The 17,026-nt window shown below is 63.7% G+C and carries 14 protein-coding genes and 1 riboswitch; of the genes, 9 read left to right on the top strand and 5 right to left on the bottom strand.

Annotated elements, in window-relative coordinates:
* Positions 1-89: 89 nt before the first annotated feature.
* From NKH71_RS07370 to serA, 3 genes are all read left to right on the top strand, one after another.
* Positions 90-839, top strand: coding sequence for an outer membrane beta-barrel protein (locus NKH71_RS07370; protein ID WP_352787890.1), 750 nt, complete (start codon positions 90-92; stop codon positions 837-839).
* A 189-nt stretch (positions 840-1,028) separates the two neighbouring features.
* Positions 1,029-2,204 (top strand): phosphoserine transaminase, encoded by a 1,176-nt coding sequence (locus NKH71_RS07365; RefSeq protein WP_023719598.1) that lies wholly within the window; start codon positions 1,029-1,031, stop codon positions 2,202-2,204.
* A 187-nt stretch (positions 2,205-2,391) separates the two neighbouring features.
* The gene (gene serA, locus NKH71_RS07360; protein WP_352480909.1) at positions 2,392-3,990 is read left to right on the top strand and encodes a phosphoglycerate dehydrogenase; all 1,599 of its coding nucleotides are present in this window, start codon (positions 2,392-2,394) and stop codon (positions 3,988-3,990) included.
* 84 nt (positions 3,991-4,074) lie between these two features.
* Here serA and NKH71_RS07355 read toward each other — a convergent pair whose 3' ends face one another.
* Entirely contained in the window at positions 4,075-4,977 is a 903-nt protein-coding gene (locus NKH71_RS07355; protein ID WP_352547151.1) for a DMT family transporter, read from the bottom strand.
* A gap of 216 nt (positions 4,978-5,193) precedes the next feature.
* On the opposite strand from NKH71_RS07355, the gene NKH71_RS07350 reads away from it, so the two are divergent.
* Positions 5,194-6,492 (top strand): adenylosuccinate synthase, encoded by a 1,299-nt coding sequence (locus tag NKH71_RS07350; RefSeq protein ID WP_023680654.1) that lies wholly within the window; start codon positions 5,194-5,196, stop codon positions 6,490-6,492.
* Between the two features lie 74 nt (positions 6,493-6,566).
* On the top strand, positions 6,567-8,273 hold the full coding sequence (locus NKH71_RS07345; protein ID WP_352894707.1) for a hypothetical protein: 1,707 nt from the start codon (positions 6,567-6,569) through the stop codon (positions 8,271-8,273).
* 31 nt (positions 8,274-8,304) lie between these two features.
* On the opposite strand, the gene NKH71_RS07340 is transcribed toward NKH71_RS07345, so the two are convergent.
* The 4 genes from NKH71_RS07340 to NKH71_RS07325 form a co-directional block, all read right to left on the bottom strand.
* The gene (locus tag NKH71_RS07340) at positions 8,305-8,604 is read right to left on the bottom strand and encodes a CcdB family protein (RefSeq protein WP_352480906.1); all 300 of its coding nucleotides are present in this window, start codon (positions 8,602-8,604) and stop codon (positions 8,305-8,307) included.
* The gene (locus NKH71_RS07335; protein WP_502900341.1) at positions 8,604-8,786 is read right to left on the bottom strand and encodes a type II toxin-antitoxin system CcdA family antitoxin; all 183 of its coding nucleotides are present in this window, start codon (positions 8,784-8,786) and stop codon (positions 8,604-8,606) included. The genes NKH71_RS07340 and NKH71_RS07335 overlap by 1 nt, the downstream gene beginning before the upstream one ends.
* Before the next feature lie 117 nt (positions 8,787-8,903).
* Positions 8,904-10,724: an ABC-F family ATP-binding cassette domain-containing protein gene (locus tag NKH71_RS07330; RefSeq protein WP_352788741.1), complete on the bottom strand. Its 1,821-nt coding sequence runs from the start codon at positions 10,722-10,724 to the stop codon at positions 8,904-8,906.
* Position 10,725: 1 nt separating this feature from the next.
* Positions 10,726-11,370: a thiamine diphosphokinase gene (locus tag NKH71_RS07325; protein ID WP_023721026.1), complete on the bottom strand. Its 645-nt coding sequence runs from the start codon at positions 11,368-11,370 to the stop codon at positions 10,726-10,728.
* Between the two features lie 127 nt (positions 11,371-11,497).
* Positions 11,498-11,612, top strand: a riboswitch (TPP riboswitch).
* Positions 11,613-11,655: 43 nt separating this feature from the next.
* Between NKH71_RS07325 and thiB the strand changes: the two genes are divergently transcribed.
* The 4 genes from thiB (at position 11,656) to NKH71_RS07305 (ending at position 17,023) form a co-directional block, all read left to right on the top strand.
* Positions 11,656-12,669: a thiamine ABC transporter substrate binding subunit gene (gene thiB, locus NKH71_RS07320; RefSeq protein WP_352788743.1), complete on the top strand. Its 1,014-nt coding sequence runs from the start codon at positions 11,656-11,658 to the stop codon at positions 12,667-12,669.
* A 233-nt stretch (positions 12,670-12,902) separates the two neighbouring features.
* Positions 12,903-14,522, top strand: coding sequence for a thiamine/thiamine pyrophosphate ABC transporter permease (gene thiP, locus NKH71_RS07315; RefSeq protein WP_352480902.1), 1,620 nt, complete (start codon positions 12,903-12,905; stop codon positions 14,520-14,522).
* Positions 14,519-15,310, top strand: coding sequence for a thiamine ABC transporter ATP-binding protein (gene thiQ / locus NKH71_RS07310; protein ID WP_023721024.1), 792 nt, complete (start codon positions 14,519-14,521; stop codon positions 15,308-15,310). Before thiP ends, thiQ begins: the two co-directional genes overlap by 4 nt.
* 243 nt (positions 15,311-15,553) lie before the next feature.
* Positions 15,554-17,023 (top strand): M48 family metalloprotease, encoded by a 1,470-nt coding sequence (locus tag NKH71_RS07305; RefSeq protein WP_023721023.1) that lies wholly within the window; start codon positions 15,554-15,556, stop codon positions 17,021-17,023.
* Positions 17,024-17,026 lie beyond the last annotated feature (3 nt).

The raw sequence follows: 17,026 nt of genomic DNA, 5'->3' as shown, positions 1-17,026 counted from the left end.
CCTTAACCCGCACTTAACCACTATGGTTAACAATGCTCTCTGAAACGGCGCGCGCGATCGCGAATGCGCCAAGTCGGGAGCCGGGGACCATGACATTCAAATCGCCTGTAGTGCTGGCGCTTGCAGCAGTCGTCCTGATGCCGCTCACGCCGGCGCTTGGCGCCGATTACGATCCGCCGGTCTATGTCGACCAGGCGCCCGACTATGTACCGGTCGAGGTTGGCTCGGGATGGTATCTGCGCGGCGATGTCTCCTATCTGGTGCAGAAGAGCTTCAAGGATGAGGATTTCGCCTTCACGCCCGCGAGCTTCGACGAAAAGGAAGATCCCATCTTCGCCAGCATAGGCTTTGGCTACCATTTCAACGACTATCTGCGGGCCGATCTCAATGTCGGCTATCTTCCCGGCAACAAGATCGACGTCGGCTATAACGACGGAACGACGGTGGCATCGGCGACCCTGAAGAACTATGCCTTCTCAGGCATATTCAATGGCTATGTCGACCTTGGCACCTATGTCGGAATCACACCTTATCTCGGCGCTGGTATCGGTGTCGTCCAGAGCAAGCGTCGCCTCTCGGCGAGCTACTTCATCGACAACGCCAACCCCGCCGACGATTTCGTCCTGCGTGACGACAAGACCCAATACTCCTTCGCCTACACGCTGAATGCCGGCCTTGCCTACCAAGTGTCCAAGAACGTCTCAGTCGATCTGGGCTATCAGTATTTTTCCGCGCCAGACGCCGAATATGTGACTGCGGAGAGCCTGACTTCTTTTCCGATCCGCAAAGGAATCAACAATCATCAAGTCAAAGTCGGACTACGCTACGACCTCTGGTAGGCTCGATCGAAGCCGAGGCGTTAACAATGGCGGGTCGTAGGCTCGCCGTTCGCATTTTTGCCCCGGGCGCTGGCAATATCCTGACAGCGACAAAAACTTTCCCCTTGACGCCGAAAGCCTGAACGCATATCGCCGTTCGTGGGCCACCCCTCCCCAACGAGGGGCCACTATCTGGAAGGATAGACCACGATGACGACGCATACGAAGCCCGGATTCCGTCCGGCAAATCCCAATTTTTCCTCAGGTCCCTGTGCAAAACGCCCCGGCTGGTCGGTCGAGGCGCTCAAAAATGCCGCGCTCGGGCGCTCGCACCGTGCCAAGATCGGCAAGACCAAGCTCGAACAAGCGATCGAGCTGACGCGGGAAATCCTCCAGGTTCCGGCAGACTATCGCATCGGCATCGTGCCGGCCTCGGACACCGGCGCGGTCGAAATGGCGCTGTGGTCGCTGCTCGGCGAACGCGGCGTCGACATGGTCGCCTGGGAGAGCTTCGGCTCCGGCTGGGTCACCGATGTGGTCAAGCAGCTGAGGCTTGCCGATGTGCGCAGGTTAGAGGCCGACTACGGGGCACTGCCCGACCTGACCAAAATAGACTTCGACCGCGACGTGGTCTTCACCTGGAACGGCACGACGTCGGGCGTGCGCGTGCCGAACGGCGATTTCATCCCGGCCACCCGCAAGGGCCTGACCATTTGCGACGCCACTTCGGCGGCCTTTGCGCAAAAGCTCGATTTTCAGAAACTCGACGTCGTCACCTTCTCCTGGCAGAAGGTGCTGGGCGGTGAGGGCGCGCATGGCATGCTGATCCTCAGCCCGCGCGCCGTCGAACGCCTGGAAAGCTACAAGCCGGCCTGGCCACTGCCGAAGATCTTCCGCCTCACTTCCGGCGGTAAGCTGATCGAGGGCATCTTCAAGGGCGAGACTATCAACACGCCGTCGATGCTGTGCGTCGAGGACTATCTCGATGCGCTGCATTGGGCGAAGTCGATCGGCGGCCTCGATGCGCTGATCGCCCGTGCCGACGCCAATGCCGCCGTGCTCGATGGCTTTGTCCGGAAATCTTCCTGGCTCGGCCATCTTGCAGCCGACCCGGCGACGCGCTCGAACACATCGGTATGCCTTTCCTTCACCGATCCGGATGTCGCGGCACTCGACGCCGACGGACAGGCCGCGTTCGCCAAGGCAATTGTCTCGGTGCTCGACAAGGAAGGCGTCGCCTATGACATCGGCGCCTATCGCGACGCTCCGCCCGGCCTGCGCATCTGGTGCGGCGCGACGGTCGAGGCCTCCGACCTCGAGGCGCTGCTGCCTTGGCTGGACTGGGCCTTTGCCGCGCAAAAGGCGTCGCTCAAAGCGGCGGCCTGATCCCTCCCCCTCGAGGGGAGGGTGGCCCGAAGGGCCGGGTGGGGTCGCCTCCACCCGCTCAACGACACGAGCTCAACGATCCACCATCCAGAAAGATTCGGCCGCATCCGGCCGCACCGACCCCACCCCGGCGCTTCGCGCCGACCCTCCCCTCAAGGAGGGACGCCAATCGCAAAGGACCAAGCCAATGCCTCGCGTTCTCGTCTCGGATAAACTTTCCACCACCGCCGTGCAGATCTTCAGGGATCGCGGCATCGACGTCGACTATTTGCCGGATCTCGGCAAGGATAAGGAAAAACTGCTCGAGGTGATCGACCAGTATGATGGGCTGGCCATCCGCTCGGCGACAAAGGTCACGGAGAAGCTGATCAACGCCGCGACCAGGCTGAAGGTCGTGGGCCGCGCCGGCATCGGCGTCGACAATGTCGACATACCGGCGGCGAGCCGCAAGGGCATCATCGTGATGAACACGCCCTTCGGCAATTCGATCACCACTGCCGAGCATGCGATCGCCATGATCTTCGCGCTGGCCCGCCAGATACCGGAGGCCAACGCCTCGACCCATGCCGGCAAATGGGAAAAGAACCGCTTCATGGGTGTCGAGATCACCGGCAAGACGCTGGGCATCATCGGCTGCGGCAATATTGGCTCGATCGTCGCTACGCGCGGCGTCGGCCTGAAGATGCATGTCATCGCCTTCGATCCGTTCCTGTCGGACAGCCGCGCCGAGGAGCTCGGCGTCGAAAAGGTCGAGCTCGACGAGCTGTTCGCCCGCGCCGACTTCATCACGCTGCACACACCGCTCACCGACAAGACGCGCAACATCATCGATGCCGCGGCGATCGCCAAAATGAAGACCGGTGTGCGCATCATCAATTGCGCGCGTGGCGGGCTGGTCGTCGAGGCCGACCTGATCGCGGCACTGAAAAGCGGCAAGGTGGCAGGCGCCGGCATCGACGTGTTCGAGGTCGAACCGGCGGAGTATAATGAACTGTTCGGCATGGAGAATGTCGTGGCGACGCCGCATCTCGGCGCGTCGACCACCGAAGCGCAGGAGAATGTCGCCCTTCATGTCGCCGAGCAGATGTCCGACTATCTGATCAAGGGCGCCGTTTCCAACGCCATCAACATGCCGTCGATCACCGCCGAAGAGGCGCCGCGGCTGAAACCTTTCGTCAAGCTTGCCGAAGTGCTCGGCGCCTTTGTCGGCCAGGTCACCGAGGATCCAATCAAGGAGGTCGAGATACTGTTCGACGGCTCGACCGCGACGATGAACACGCGCGCGCTGATCAGCGCCACCCTTGCCGGGCTGATCCGGCCGCAGGTCTCCGACGTCAACATGGTGTCGGCGCCGATCATGGTGAAGGAGCGCGGCATCATCGTCGCCGAGGTCAAGCGCGACAAATCCGGCGTGTTCGACGGCTATATCAAGCTCACGGTCAAGACCGAGCATAGGACACGCTCGATCGCCGGCACCTGCTTCTCGGATGGCAAACCGCGCTTCATCCAGATCAAGGGCATCAATCTCGACGCCGAGGTCGGCCAGCACATGCTCTACACGACGAATGCCGATGCGCCTGGGATCATCGGCCTGCTCGGCACGGTCTGCGGCGAGAACGGCGTCAACATCGCCAATTTCCAGCTCGGCCGCAACCGGCCGGGCGGCGATGCCATCGCATTGCTCTATCTCGATGCGCCGTTCCCGGAAAAGGTGTTGGCGCAGGTGCGCTCGCACAAGTCGATCGACTCGGCCAAGCGGCTGCACTTCGACGTCGGCGTGGCCTGAAATTCGGTCGCCCCGTGTGCAGCAGCACGCGGGGCGCTTCCACGGTCGTTGATGGACCGCAGTGAAACGTCGCGGCAAGCGACTTCATTCAGCGGCGGATATCGCCGTCTTCCGGCCGCTGTATTCGGCGAGGCCGATGCCGCCGAGCACCAGCGCGAGCGCCAGCGCCTGATAGAGCTGGAATGTCTCGCCGACGATCAGCACCGACAGCAGCGTACCGAAGATCGGCACCAGGTTGATGAACAGGCCGGCCCGGTTGGCGCCGATCAGCTCGTTGCCCCTGATATAGAAGATCTGCGATATGACCGAGGCACCGATGGCGGTATAGAACGCGACCGCCCAGCCGCGTGCATCGGGGACGATGACCTTGCCGGCGGCAATCTCCCACAGGAAGAAAGGCAGCGATGTGATGAGTGCGGCAACCGACAGCGCCAGCATCAGGCTCTGCCAGCGGATGACTGGCTTCAGCCGCAACCCCACCGAATAGAACGAGTAGCAAAGCACGGCGACCAGCATGATGGCGTCGCCGAAGTTGAGATCCAGCCTGAGAAGCTGGCGTGGATCGCCATGGCTCGCCGTCACCGCGACACCGGCGATGGTCAGCACGACGCCGATGACCTGCACGCCATTGACGCGCAGGCGAAAGAGCACAAAATTGGCGATGATGATGACGATCGGGATCGCCGCCTGCTCGATCGAGACGTTGATCGCCGTGGTGTAGTTGAGCGCCGTGTAGAAGATCGTGTTGAAGAAGGCGAAGCCGCAAGCGCCGAGCCCGCCAAGCAGCAACCAGTGCCTGCGCACCACCGGCCAATCTTGGCGCAGCGTTGCCCAGCCGATCGGCAGCAAGATCAGAACCGCCAGCAGCCAACGCAGGAAGACAAGTGTCATCGGCGAGATATGACCGACCGCCAGCTTCCCCGCCACGGAGTTGCCGCCCCACAGCAAGGTGGTGAACAGCAGGAACAGATAGGCGGCTCGATGCATCGTGAAGTCCCGGCCAGGCGGAGAGAAATGCGCGGTCGATGCGGGCCTATTGCGGCAGCTCGCGCAAGTAAATGATGTCAAAGGCGAAAATTGTTGTGCCTCGGAGCGTTTTGGGCGGCAAAGAATGGTCGCGCTCGCCCGGTCTTGACGCTATAGAGGCCTGTCGTTTCGAACCGTTTCAAGCTGCCTGGCGCGGCATCTCAAGGGAAAAGAAGCATGGCCAATGTGGTGGTCGTCGGCTCGCAATGGGGCGATGAGGGCAAAGGCAAGATCGTCGACTGGTTGTCCGAGCGCGCCGACGTTGTCGTGCGCTTCCAGGGCGGCCACAATGCCGGCCATACGCTGGTCGTCGATGGCAAGGTCTACAAGCTGTCGCTGCTGCCGTCCGGCGTGGTGCGGCAAGGCAAGCTGTCGATCATCGGCAATGGCGTCGTCTTCGATCCGCACGCTTTCGTCGCGGAGGTGGCGAAATTGAAGGCGCAGGGCGTCGAGGTGACGCCGGACCGCCTGAAAATAGCCGAAAACACCGCGCTTATCCTGTCGCTGCACCGGGAGTTGGACGGATTTCGCGAGGACGCCGCTTCCAATTCCGGAACGAAGATTGGCACGACCCGTCGCGGCATCGGTCCGGCCTACGAAGACAAGGTGGGCCGACGCGCGGTCAGGGTGATGGATTTGGCGGATTTGGAAACGCTGCCCTTGAAGGTCGACAGGCTGCTGACGCACCACAATGCGCTGCGCCGTGGGCTCGGCCATGCCGAGGTCACGCATGAGGCGATCATGAGCGAGCTGATCTCGGTCGCCGACGAGATTCTGCCCTATATGGACCGGGTCTGGAAAATCCTCGATGACAAGCGCCGCGCCGGCGAGCGCATCCTGTTCGAAGGCGCGCAAGGCACGCTGCTCGACATCGACCATGGCACCTATCCGTTCGTTACCTCCTCCAATACGGTTGCCGGCCAGGCCGCCGCTGGATCCGGCGTCGGCCCGGGCGCCATCGGCTATGTGCTCGGCATCACCAAGGCCTACACGACGCGCGTTGGCGAAGGCCCGTTTCCAACCGAACAGAAGAACGAGATCGGCGAGTTCCTGGGCACGCGCGGCCATGAATTCGGCGTCGTCACCGGCCGCAAGCGCCGCTGCGGCTGGTTCGATGCCGTGCTGGTCCGCCAGGCTGTCGCCGTCAACGGCATCAAGGGCATTGCGCTGACCAAGCTCGATGTGCTCGATGGGCTGGACGAGATCAAGGTCTGCACCGGCTACCGCCTCGACGGCGAGGCGATCGATTACCTGCCGGCCAGCCAGGGCGCGCAGGCGCGCGTCGAACCGGTCTACGAGACGCTGGAGGGGTGGAAAGGCACCACCGCCGGCGCGCGCAGCTGGAACGACCTGCCGGCCCAGGCGGTGAAGTACGTCCGCTACATCGAAGAGCTGATCGGCGCGCCGGTCGCACTCCTTTCCACCAGCCCTGAACGGGACGACACGATACTTGTGACCGATCCGTTTCAAGACTAGTTTCTCAGCCTTTCCGGGCATTGCGGCTGATTTGCGGGGGCCGGCCCAGAAACAAAATGCAGGTCGACTGAAGCATGGTAGATTTTGTTTCTGTTCTGAAAAAGACGCTCGACAATCTCGGCGAGCCGTCGGCGGAGGTGCGCGCCAGGGTCTACGACAAGGCCCGTTCGACGATTGCAAAGAAGATTGCCGAACGCGATCCACCGCTTGCGCCGTCGGACGTCGCCAGGCAGAAGCGTGCACTCGAAGATGCCATCGCAAGCATTGAGCGAGAGTATGGCAAACCGGCGCCGGCATCCGATCCGCTGGCGGAGCTGGAGGACATCTTCTCCTCCATCGACCGCAACAAGAACCAGCCCAGCCATGTCCGCCAGCCGGCCAAAACCGAGCCGGCCAAGACCGAGCCGGCAAAGACCGGGCCGGCACAGACTGGGCCGGCATGGCAGCCCACGCCCGCCAAGCCGGCGTCGAACTGGCAAAAGCCGCAGCCCGTCGCTCTTTCTCAGGAGCGCGCTGGTTCGCCGCCGTCCGACATGGATCTTCCGACAGCCGATGACCAAGACGGGGTTTTTCGGGGCGATGACTTTTCCAACGACGGCGACCCCGCGGAGGACAGGTTCCAGCGGCTCCATCCTGCCGAGCGCAGGCGCAGCTATGGCGGTGTGATTGCCGCTGCCGTCGCCTTGCTGGTCATTGCCGGTGGCGGTTACGGCATGTGGCTGAACAAGGATGCGTTCGGCAGCATGCTCGGCCTCGACGGGACCAAAACCGTCGCCACCGAACCGCTGGTAAAGCCAGCCCCGGCCAAGCCGGTGGCCGATGCGGCCGTCCCGGCCGCCGCGCCTCCGACGGAGGCCGGCGAAGGCGCGAAGTTCACGCAGCGCCTGACGCCCGAAGGCCACGAGGTCGATCCCGGCCCCGCGGCCGGGCAGGCGGGCCTCGGCGAAGGCGAATCCGTCGCCGCGCTGACCACGCCGCCGTCGGCCGCACAAACGCCGACCAGCCCGGTACCCGCCGCGCCGGCACCGGCCGCGCCCGCAGACGCGCAAGCCACGGCCAATGCTCCAGCAGTCGACGGGTCCGCTGCACCAACTCCCGCAACGCCGCCCGCCAACGGGGCGGCAGCGCCGGCCGATGCTGCAGCTGTCCCGCCAGCGCCTGCAGCGGCCGCCACACCGCCCGTGGCGGCAGCGGCACCGACGGTAGTTCCGCCGGAAGCCGCGCTGGCCGTCGGCCAGAAAGCGATCTTCTACGAGGAGCGCACCAGCACCGCTCAAGGCTCGGCCGAGCCCGGCAATATCGTCTGGTCACTGGTGCAGGAATCGCCCGGCGGCGACCTGCCGCCCGAGCCGGCGATCCGCGCCGAGGCGACCATTCCAGGCAAGGATATCCAGTTGCGCATGACGATCCGTCGCAACACCGACCAGACACTGCCGGCCAGCCATATCATCGAGATGATCTTCCTGACGCCTGACGGCTTCGAGGGCGGCGGCGTCGACAACATCCTGCGTGTCGCCATGAAGGGCTCCGAGCAGGATGCCGGCAGCCCGCTGATCGGCATCCCGGCCAAGATCGCCGACGGTTTCTTCCTGGTTGCGCTCAACGATACCAAGGCAGATGAAGACGCCAATCTGACCTTGCTCAGGGGCCAGGACTGGATCGACGTGCCGGTCGTCTACAAGACCGGGCGGCGGGCGCTGCTCACGATGGAAAAGGGCATTCCGGGCGAGAAGGTGTTCGACGAGGCGCTGAAGGCCTGGCAAACCAAGACGGCGGGTTGAGGCCGGCTCACCAGCCCAACCCCTCTTTGGCTCAGAAGCCTTGGAACAACATGTCGATTGCGCTCACGATGTCGTCGTGATGGCGAGAAAGATTTCCTTCGGCAATGGGCAATTCAGATGTCATCAAGGCTGACATGAATTGAGTGACCATGACATGGTCCTTACCGTTGATGGTGAAGATAGGATTTAGCCGGCGGCCCGGCACTGGAGCCTTATTGGCTGGCATCAGCGGGACGACTACCTTGGTGTCGAGCCGTCCCAGAAGGTCGGACTGGAGATCGAGAAGATAACCGTCGCCTTCGGCAGTCTGGTAGAAATCATAACGCGCCATCAAAACAGCCGGTGCTTGGCCAGAGGCAAGCCGTTGCGCCTGACATAGTCATTGGAACTCTCGATCGCTTCCTTGTTTTCCTCCTGCCATCGCCGGGTTTTTTCGGCCGAAATCGCCTTGGCGATACCCTCTTCTGCAGCGCGGGATATATTGATGCCCAACGCCTTGGCGTCCTCGATCAATCCGGAGTCGATCGATGTATTAACCGACTTTCTTTGGGTTTTTGGATTCGATCGAGGCATGGAGCCGCTCCCATTTATGCGCATAATGTAGGCGCATATGAGCGTGCATTCAACCTCTCACCCCTCCATCTCTTCGCGCAGCATCTCGAGTTCCAGCCATTCCTCTTCGAGCGCTTCCAGCGTGGCGCGCTCCTTGTCGAGCGCGGCAATCGTCTTCTGGAACGACGCCGGGTCGCGCTCATAATAGGCCGGATCGGCGATGTTGTTCTCCAGCCGCGAGATCGAGGCCGACACCGCCTCGATCTTCTTGGGTAAGGTTTCCAGCGCGAATTTCTGCTTGAACGACAGTTTCTTGGCCAGGCCCCTGCTAGCGGCCGCTTCGCTCCTGCTTGCCGCCGTCGCCTCGCCGGTCTCTGCCTTCGGCCGCGCCTTGCGGTCGTCCAGCCTGGTGCCGCCGCGCTGCGCCAGCATATCGGAATAGCCGCCGGCATATTCGATCCAGCGGCCGTCGCCATCCGGCGCGATGATGCTGGTCACCGTGCGGTCGAGGAAATCGCGATCGTGGCTGACCAGGATCACCGTGCCGGCAAAGCCGGCGACCAGTTCCTGCAGCAGCTCCAGCGTCTCCATGTCGAGATCGTTGGTCGGCTCGTCGAGCACAAGCAGGTTTGCCGGCCGCGCCAAAACGCGGGCGAGGATCAGCCGTGCCCGCTCGCCGCCCGAAAGCTCGCGCACCGGCGTGCGCGCCTGTTCCGGCTTGAACAGGAAGTCCTTCATGTAGGACACGACGTGGCGCTGCTCGCCATTGATGACAAGGTTCTCGCCGCGTCCGTCGGTGAGATACTGCGCCAGTGTCTCCTGCGGATCGACGGCCTCGCGCTTCTGGTCGAGCGTGGCGATCTCCAGGTTGGTGCCGAGCCGCACCGTGCCTGCGTCCGGCTTCAATTCGCCGGTCAGCATCTTCAATAGCGTCGTCTTGCCGGCGCCGTTCGGCCCGACCAGACCGACGCGATCGCCGCGCTGGATGCGTGTCGAGAATCCCTTGACCAGGGTCAGATCGCCAAAGCTCTTCTCGATGTTCTTGGCCTCAATCACCAGCTTGCCGGATTCGGCGGCGTCGCTGGCTGTCATCGTCGCCGCACCCTCGGCGCCACGATGACCGCGAAAGCGCTGGCGCATGGTCTGCAACTCACCGAGCCGGCGCATGTTGCGCTTGCGCCTTGCCGTCACGCCATAGCGCAGCCAGTGCTCCTCGCGCACGATCTGGCGGCCGAGCTTGTGCTGCTCGCGCTCTTCCTCCTCCAACACCGTGTCGCGCCATTCCTCGAAATAGGCAAAGCCCTTATCGAGACGGCGGGTCTGGCCGCGGTCGAGCCAAATTGTGGCGCGTGACACGCGTTCGAGAAAACGGCGGTCATGCGAGATGACGACCAGGGCCGAGGAGGTGCGGGCAAGCTCCTCCTCCAGCCATTCGATAACCGAAAGGTCAAGATGATTGGTCGGTTCATCGAGGAGAAGAATGTCGGGCTCGGGCGCCATGACGCGGGCGAGTGCCGCGCGCCGCGCCTCGCCCCCGGAGAGGTCGTTCGGCCGTTCCTCGCCGGTCAGGCCGAGATGCTCTATCAGATAGGTGGCGCGGTAGGGATCATCGGCGGGCCCGAGCCCCGCCTCGACATAGGCGCGAACGGTCGCAAAACCGTCCATGTCGGGCATTTGCGGCAAATAGCGCACCGTCGCCGAAGGCTGGCGGAAGACTTCGCCGTCCTGCGGTTCGATCAGCCCGGCAGCGATCTTGAGGAGCGTCGACTTGCCAGAGCCGTTGCGCCCGACCAGGGCGATCTTGTCGCCAGCTGACGCCGTCAGGGCGGCACCGTCGAGCAGCGGCGCGCCGCCAAAGGTCAGCTTTATCCCGTCGAGATTGAGAAGCGGCGGCGCCATGTCAGCTTTCAGGTAGGGGAAAAGGATGCGCGAGCAGCAGCGCGCGGCCGCTGGCCAGCGCGATTTCCAGCCGGCCCTTGACCTCGTTGGAAATGGTCAGCGACGAGCCGAAGGCAACCTCGACATGGGCGAGCGGCCATTTGGCGCCGGTGACTGTCAGGCCGGCGAGATCCGAAAAGCCGAGCACCGAAAACAGCGTACCGTCGACATAATCGAAGCCAGTCTTTCCAGGCAGCAAAGGAATGCCTTCCTGTGCGCCGCTGGTCAAAAGCACTTCCGTTCCGCCTTCCGCCAGCCGGACGCTGAGCGCCAAATGCAGGAAGATGTGGTCGGTGCGTTTGCCGCCGAAGGCGCCTGCGAGCACAAGGCTGGTCGCACCGCGTTCGAGCGCGGCGGCGATAGCGAGTTCACCGTCGGTCTTGTCCTTTTCGGCGGGAAACACCTGCCGTGGCACAGCGGCCAGATCCTCCGGCAAATCGGCAGGCACGGAATCGAAATCGCCGACCCAGAGTTCCGGCATCAGGCCCAGCATAAGGGCATGGCCGATACCGGCATCGGCAGCGATGACGCGGGAGCCTTCGACCTGGCGGTCGAGCAGCGGCGTGCGGATGAGATCGCCGCCAAGCAGGATGGTGAATGTGCTCATATCTCGTGGCCCTTACCAGCCCTGCCCCGGAAACGGAAGATGAAACGGCAGATGAAACAGGACGCCGCGCTTTGGATGCCCGGCAAACTTCCGCTTGCGCAGCACTTCGGCCGGGCCTATGTGTCGAAACGCTCTAACGGGGTGCCGGACGCGATCTTCGCGGACCGGCTGAGAGGCAAGACTGCCAACCCGCTGAACCTGATCCGGTTTGTACCGGCGGAGGGATTAGACGTTTCGGACAGCCCGACGCCTCAATTCCTTTCAACGCGAACGAAGGAGGCGCCGATGCGCAGTTTTTTCCACTCTCTTGCCTCGATTATCCTGCTTGCGGCATCCGCGCTTGCCCTACCGGGGCAGGCATCGGCACAGGATAAGCTGACCGTCTATACCTATGAAAGCTTCACCGCCGATTGGGGTCCGGGACCGGCGGTGAAGAAGGCCTTCGAGGCCGAGTGCACCTGCGTCGTCGAATTCGTCTCGGTCGCCGACGGCGTGGCACTGCTCAACCGTGTGAAGCTGGAAGGGGCCGCGACCAAGGCCGATATCGTGCTTGGCCTCGATATCAATTTGACGGCGGACGCCAAGGCAACCGGCCTGTTTTCGCCGCATGGCGCCGTGACGGACGTCAGTGTGCCGGGTGGCTGGAGCGACGATATCTTCGTGCCGTTCGACTATGGCTATTTCGCTATCGTCTACGATAGCGAAAAACTGAAGAGCCCGCCGAAGAGCCTCAGGGAATTGGTCGAGGGCGATGCCGGCGACAAGATCGTCATCCAGGATCCGCGCACCTCGACGCCGGGCCTTGGCCTGCTGTTGTGGGTCAAGTCGGTCTATGGCGACAAGGCTCCGGAAGCCTGGGCCAAACTCAAGGCAAAGGTGCTGACGGTGACGCCGGGCTGGAGCGAGGCCTACGGCCTGTTCACCAAGGGTGAGGCGCCGATGGTGCTGTCCTATACCACTTCGCCAGCCTACCACATGGTTGCCGAAAACACCTCGCGCTACCAGGCGGCGTCCTTCGAGGAAGGCGAATATCTGCAGATCGAGGTCGCTGGGATCACCACCAAGGGCGCGAAGAACCCGCTGGCGGAAAAGTTCATCGCCTTCATGACCGGGCCGAAATTCCAGGATCTCATTCCCGAAACCAACTGGATGTTCCCGGCCGGCAAGACCGACAAGCCGCTCAATCCGGCGTTCGACAAGCTCGTCAAACCGACCAAAACCTTGCTGTTCAGCTCGGAAGAGGTCGCCGCAAATCGCAAGGCCTGGGTCGACGAGTGGCTGGCGGTGATGAGCAAGTAGCTCGGATTGAAAGATGATCGCCCTACGGCGCCCCCCTCTGTCCTGCCGGACATCTCCCCCACAAGGAGGGAAATTGGCCGTCATGCCGGCTTTCGCCAATCTCCGACATTGCCGGAATGAGCGGAGCGCTGAACCTGCCAATCTCTCCCCATGTGGGGGAGATGTCCGGCAGGACAGAGGGGCGCGCGAAGGAACGCAATCCTCGCTAAGAATCTCGAATCTGGTGGTCTAGCGTGCAACGCGCGCCATCATCGGATACCCGCGTCGCTGCCGGTATCGTCGCGCTCGCCGCCATCGCGCTGCTGATCGGCGGGGCATTCGCCGGGCTCGTCGTCGAAGCCATGCGCGACCTGTCGGGCGCCGCCTCCGCCTTTGATTCCTATCTCCTCCGTGTTGCCCGCTTCACGCTCTGGCAGGCTCTGTTGTCGACCCTGCTCTCCGTCGCACCGGCGCTGTTCGTCGCGCGCGCGCTGTCGCGGCATCCACAGTTTTTCGGGCGAGGCTTTGTCCTGCAGCTTTTCGCCGTGCCGCTGGCGCTGCCGGCCATTGTTGCCGCACTCGGTGTCTTGGCACTCTATGGCCGCGCCGGGTATTTCGCCGGCTTGCTCGGTGCGATTGGCGGCCAGAACTGGCCCGGCATCTATGGCCTATCGGGTATTCTCGTCGCCCACGTCTTTTTCAACCTGCCGCTGGCAACGCGACTGTTCCTGGAAGCGTTGCAGACGGTGCCGGCTAACCAATGGCGGCTGGCGAGCCAGCTTGGCATGGGTGCTGCGCCGGCCTTCCGGCTGATCGAATGGCCGGCGTTGCGTGCGGCCCTGCCGGGCGTTGCCGGGCTCGTTTTCATGCTGTGCATCACCTCCTTCACCATCGTGCTTACGCTCGGCGGCGGGCCGCGCGCGACGACGCTGGAGGTTGCCATATACCAGGCGCTGCGTTTCGACTTCGACCCGGCGCGGGCGGTGACGCTGACCTTGTTGCAGATTGCCCTGACCTTCGTCGTCGTGCTGGCACTAACGCGGCTTGGCGCCAATATGACCGGCGACGCCAATCTGCCGGTAGCCCCGCGCCGGTATTTTTCAGCCGGTGCGGCCGAGACCGTGCTGAACGCACTGGTGATCGGGCTGGCACTGCTGTTTGTCGCCGGACCGATGGCGGCTACGCTGTCGGCCGGGCTTGGCGCCGATCTCGGCCGCCTGGCCGGCGAGAGCGCGGTGCGGCAAGCGACGGCGACCAGTGCCGTGCTCTCCCTCCTATCGGCGCTGCTCTCCTTGGCGTTGTCGCTGTCGCTGGTTATGGCGCGCCGGGCGCTGGCGCTCACCCGGCGGACCGGCAGGCGGACGCTGCTCGAACACCTGGCCGACACCGGTGCGGGGTTCGTCCTGGTGGTGCCGCCCATCGTCATCGGTGCCGGCTGGTTCCTGCTCCTGCGCAGCGTCAGCGATGTCTTTGCGATCGCCCCTGTCATGGTGGTTGTGGTCAATGCGGTGATGGCGATGCCGTTCGCCATCCGCGCCATCCGCCCCGCCTATGACGCGGCGAGCGAACGCCACGAACGGCTCTGTGCACAGCTTGGCATCTCGGGCTGGAACCGGTTGCGTCTGGTCGACTGGCCGTCGCTGCGGCGGCCGCTCGCCACCGGCTTCGCCTTCGCCATGGCGCTGTCGCTCGGTGATCTCGGCGTCATTGCGCTGTTCGGCAGCGATTCCGTGCAGACATTGCCCTATCTGTTGCTGGCGCGCATGGGCAGCTACCGCACCGAGGATGCGGCCGGCCTGGCGCTGCTGCTCGGCCTTGTCTGCCTGGCGCTTGTGCTGACCGCGGACTGGCTGGGAAGGAGGGAGAAATCATGATGCCGATCAGCCCGGAACGGTCGATTTCGGTCGAAAAAGGCGCGGCCGTGCGGCTCGATAATGTCTCGTTCAGCTATGGTGAAACGCCGCTTATATTCGATGTCGATTTCCCGGCGTCGGAAATCACCGCCATCATGGGGCCGAGCGGTTCGGGAAAGTCGACGCTGCTCAATCTGGTGGCCGGTTTCGAAGCGCCGCGGTCAGGCCGCGTGCTCATCGGCGGCGCCGACGTCAGCACTGCGCCGCCATCAGCGCGGCCGGTATCGATGGTGTTCCAGGAAAACAACCTGTTTGCCCATCTGTCCCTCGAGCAGAATGTCGGGCTCGGCCGCTCGCCTTCGCTCATGCTGAGCGAGGCTGACCGCGCCGCAATCGCCGCAGCGCTGAAGCGCGTCGGCCTTGCCGGCAAGGAAAGCCGGCTGCCGCGCGAACTCTCCGGCGGTGAGCGGCAGCGCGTCGCGCTCGCTCGGGTCCTGGTGCGCGACCGGCCGGTGTTGTTGCTCGACGAGCCGTTCGCTTCGCTCGGACCGGCACTGCGCGACGACATGCTCGACCTGGTCGCCGACGTCCATTCGGAGCAGCGCATGACGGTGCTATTCGTCACGCACCAGCCGGACGATGCGCGCCGTATCGGGCAAAACATGGTTTTCCTGGATGGTGGCACGGTTGCCGCGACGGGCACCGCGGCCGATTTTTTCGTCGGGGCTGGACCGGAGGCATTCCGACGCTATATCGGCTCGGGTCCGTTTGCGGCTGGATCACGAGATGTTGCCCGGAAGCGGACATAATTTATGGTCAAACCGGCGGAAGGCGAAGCGGCGCTTGCTTGCCATGGTCGAGGTAGTGTGGCTAGGTCCGCCAGGAGCTGGTCCGGCTTAGACCGTGATTTGCCCTTGCTGCCTCGTATCTGTCGGACGCCGTAGCACTTGATTTTGCGCGTGATGCTTTCCGGAAATCGCGCCCGATTTTCGCGGTCACGTGCCAGGACTTGAAAGGAAGCCGATCTGCCGACCGGCATCGACAATCGGAGGGTGAAACCGCTGGCGCGCTTTCTGGCGCTGGCCGGTCTTGCCGTGGCGCTGGCAAGCTGCCAGATGTTCACGCCTCCCGACGTGCAGGAATCAGGCTTTCAGCCCTCAGACAAGCCGATCACGGTCGACAACGTCGCCGCCAACGGCAAGCTCGCCCAACTGGCGAAGGCGCAGCACCCGCGCATCCTCGCCACCTATGGCGGAGAATATTCCGACCCCAAGCTCGAGCGCATGGTGGCCAAGATCGTCGGCAGACTGACCGTAGTGTCGGCCAACCCGACCCAGACCTACCGCATCACCATCCTCAACTCGCCCAACGTCAATGCCTTCGCGCTGCCGGGCGGCTATCTCTACATCACCCGGGGCCTGCTTGCCTTGGCCAACGATTCAGCCGAGCTTGCCGCCGTCATTGCGCATGAAATGGGCCATGTTACGGCCAATCACGGCCTGCAGCGGCAGCAGCTGGAAGCCGAAGAGGGGTTGGCGACCAAGGTCGTTTCGGATGTGCTCGGCGACAACCCGACGGCCAAGGCGGCGCTGATCCGCGGCAAGCTGAGGCTGGCCCAGTTCTCGCGCAATCAGGAGCTGGAGGCCGACGCCATCGGCATCAAATCGATCGGCGAAGCCGGTTTCGATCCCTACGCTGCCGGCCGCTTCTTGCAGTCGATGTCGGCCTATACCGATTTCCGCTCGATCAGCGGCGCCACCGACGCCAGCCTCGACTTCCTGGCGACGCACCCCAACACGCCGCAGCGTATCGACCTCGCGCAGCGCCACGCCCGCCAGTTCGGCGCGCCCGGTGTCGGGTCGCGCGATCGCGATTCATTCCTTTCCGGCGTAGACGGGCTGCTTTACGGCGACACACCGGAGGAAGGCTATGTGCGCGGCGAAACTTTCCTGCATCCTGGCCTCGGCGTGTCGTTCTCGGTGCCCAACGGCTTCATCATCGACAATTCGGCAGCGGCGGTGACGGCGACAGGCCCGGGCGACATCGCGATCCGCTTCGACGGCGTTTCGATCGACAAGGGCCGCTCGCTGACCGACTACATCCGCAGCGGCTGGGTTGCCGGCCTCGACGACAGCAGCGTGCGCCAGGAAACGATCAACGGCAACGAAGCGGCAACCGCGCATGCCGGCGCCGATGGCTGGCAATTCGATATTGCGGTGATCCGCGCCGGCGGCCAGGTCTACCGCTTGCTGACCGCGGCGCCTTCGGCCAGCACCTCGCTGAGCACGGTGGCGCGCTCGGTCAGCGGCTCGTTTCGCATCCTGAGTGCTGCCGAGAAGGCGGCGTTGAAGCCGCTGCGTATCCGCATCGTCACGGTGCAGCCCGGCCAGACAATGGGCTCCCTGGCCGCACAGATGGTCGGCGTCGACCGCAAGCTGGATTTGTTCAGGGTGCTCAACGCGCTGTCGCCGGGTGCCGCCGTTTCGGCCGGCGACAAGGTCAAGATCGTCACCGACAAATAGCAG

This window comes from Mesorhizobium sp. M0983, from assembly GCF_040318975.1.
In the GTDB taxonomy this organism is placed as follows: domain Bacteria; phylum Pseudomonadota; class Alphaproteobacteria; order Rhizobiales; family Rhizobiaceae; genus Mesorhizobium.
Note: the sequence above shows the minus strand (reverse complement) of the source record. Positions and strands in the feature narration are given on the sequence as shown.